At 48.9% G+C, this 2,229-nt stretch carries 2 protein-coding genes; one reads left to right on the top strand and one right to left on the bottom strand.

Going from position 1 to position 2,229, the window contains the following annotated elements; all coding sequences use genetic code 11:
• Positions 1-536 (bottom strand): MFS transporter (locus STRDD11_RS14745; protein ID WP_241209449.1); only part of this gene is annotated, 536 nt, incomplete at its 3' end.
• An 880-nt stretch (positions 537-1,416) separates the two neighbouring features.
• On the opposite strand from STRDD11_RS14745, the gene STRDD11_RS11645 reads away from it, so the two are divergent.
• Positions 1,417-2,229: extracellular solute-binding protein (locus STRDD11_RS11645; protein ID WP_128837495.1), on the top strand; the 813-nt coding region annotated here is incomplete at its 3' end.

Raw genomic sequence — 2,229 nt, forward strand, 5'->3', positions numbered from 1 at the left:
CAAAGAGGCAGACTGATAAAGAGAACAGCTGTCAGCACTATCTGAATCAAGGCAACAGAAAGATAGCCGCTGGTCCAAGCTCTGCCATTTTCCAAAGCAAAGGCCATGATATAAGGACCGGCTGATGCACCGACGCCCCACATACAGTGCAGCCAGCTCATGTGCTTGCTGCTGTAATGCAGCGCCACGTAGTTGTTAAGAGCCGCATCAACACTTCCTGCGCCCAGACCGTAAGGAATGGCAAAGAAGCACAAGAGCCAGAAGGAATGGCTGATTGAAAAACCAAACAAGGCAAGGGCTGTCAAGGCTACACTAATGGCTGTCACCTTTCCGGTCCCCAGCCACTTGCTGAGGCGGTCACTCTGAAGGCTGGACACAATGGTCCCGACGGAAATAATCATGGAGATAATCCCCATATAAGAAACAGGCACAGCAAGCTCTCCCTGCATGGCCGGCCAGGCAGCGCCCAGCAAACCATCCGGCAGGCCCAGACTGATAAAGGACAGGTAAATAATAGCAAGCAATAAGTGAAACATGTCTCCTCCTCGCAGACCCTACTATTTCATTAAGTAATTGGTTGTTTTCTCTCTGGTTGTTTAGTTATATGCGAAGGCTGGGACGAAAATCAAAGCCCCCTCCTACAGACTTTTGTCCTGCTCCCAGCCCTCTGCGGCTGAGGATGCAGCCATCATAGGAGCCTGTCCCAGTCTGCTCTTTGATGTCCAAAAAGCAGATTTTCCAATCATGATGAAGAACAGCCACCAGGACCGCCGCAGCGCGCGCAGTCTGAGTCCAACCTGCAGAAACTTGCAGGACAGACCCGCTCCAAGACAGCTAAAATAATTATAGCACAAAGCAGCTGAAAAAACCGCCCTTTTTTCAGCCATTGTTGCCAGTCAGCCAGCCAGAGGACCGCTCGCAAAGGGAAAGCGTTTTTTAAAGATACTCTATCAGCCTCTTATAGGGTGTCTTCCAAAAAGACAAGTTCCTCTGTGGATGAGAGCGCAGCCATCATGGGCGTCTGTCCCATTTTTAGTCAGCTGATTTTAAACCAGAAAAGCAGCGGCTGCTGAGCAATCGATTGCACTCCCGATAACCGGGAGTTTTCTCTTTTTACAGAAGAGAAAATGGTCTGGGAGACCTTTTCAGTCTGAGCTTAGAAACAAGAGAGTGAAGGGAACTAAAATTTTTCAAAATTTAGTTCTGTCCCACCGCCTCTTATACGGTATCTTCCAAAAGATTCATCCCTCTGTGGATGAGGACACAGCCATCATGGGAGTCTGTCCCATCGTCTTATTTGCCCTCTTCACAAGTGGCCGGAGGATAAATTTAAAAAATTACTAAAAAACACTTGACAAAAATTGCAAACGGTTGCATAATATTCTTATAAATAAAAATTCCGGGAGGAAAAATGGAATGAAAACATGGAAAAAAATCGTATTGGGCAGTGTCAGCCTGCTGGCAGCGACAGCTTTATTGGCAGCCTGCAGCTCCAACAGCAAGGAAACAAGCTCATCCGGATCTGACAGCAAGACCCTGAAGCTCTGGGTTCCAACCGGCGCTAAGGACTCTTATGCCGATACTGTCAGCCAATTTGAAAAAGATTCCGGCTACAAGGTTGAAGTCGTGGAAATGGAAGATCCAAATGCTCAGGAAAACCTGACCAAGGATGCCAGCACGGCAGCTGATGTCTTCTCCCTGCCGCATGACCAGCTGGGCAAATTGGTCGAAGCCGGCGCGATTCAGGAAATTCCTTCCAGCATGGCCGACGAAATCAAGAAAAACGATACCGAGCAGGCAGCTCTCGGTGCACAGTACAAGGGCAAGACCTACGCTTTCCCATTCGGTATCGAATCACAAGTAACCTACTACAATAAATCCAAACTGACCGCTGATGATGTCAAATCCTATGAAACCATCACCTCTAAGGGCAAATTCGGCGGCAACCTGAAAGAAGTCAATGCCTATGCGATTGCTCCGCTCTTCCTGTCAGTCGGCGACACCCTCTTCGGAGCTGACGGCGAGCAAGTAGACGGAACCAACTGGGGCAATGAAGCCGGTGTTAACGTCCTGAAATTCATCGCAGCACAGAAAGACAACAGCGGCTTTGTCAATGTCGATGCTTCAAACCTGCTGGCTAAATTCGGGGACGGCTCAGTCGATGCTTTCCAATCAGGTCCTTGGGACTATGCAGCTGCTGAAAAAGCTGTCGGAAAAGACAACCTCGGC

Source organism: Streptococcus sp. DD11, assembly GCF_001578865.1.
Classification (GTDB): domain Bacteria; phylum Bacillota; class Bacilli; order Lactobacillales; family Streptococcaceae; genus Streptococcus; species Streptococcus panodentis.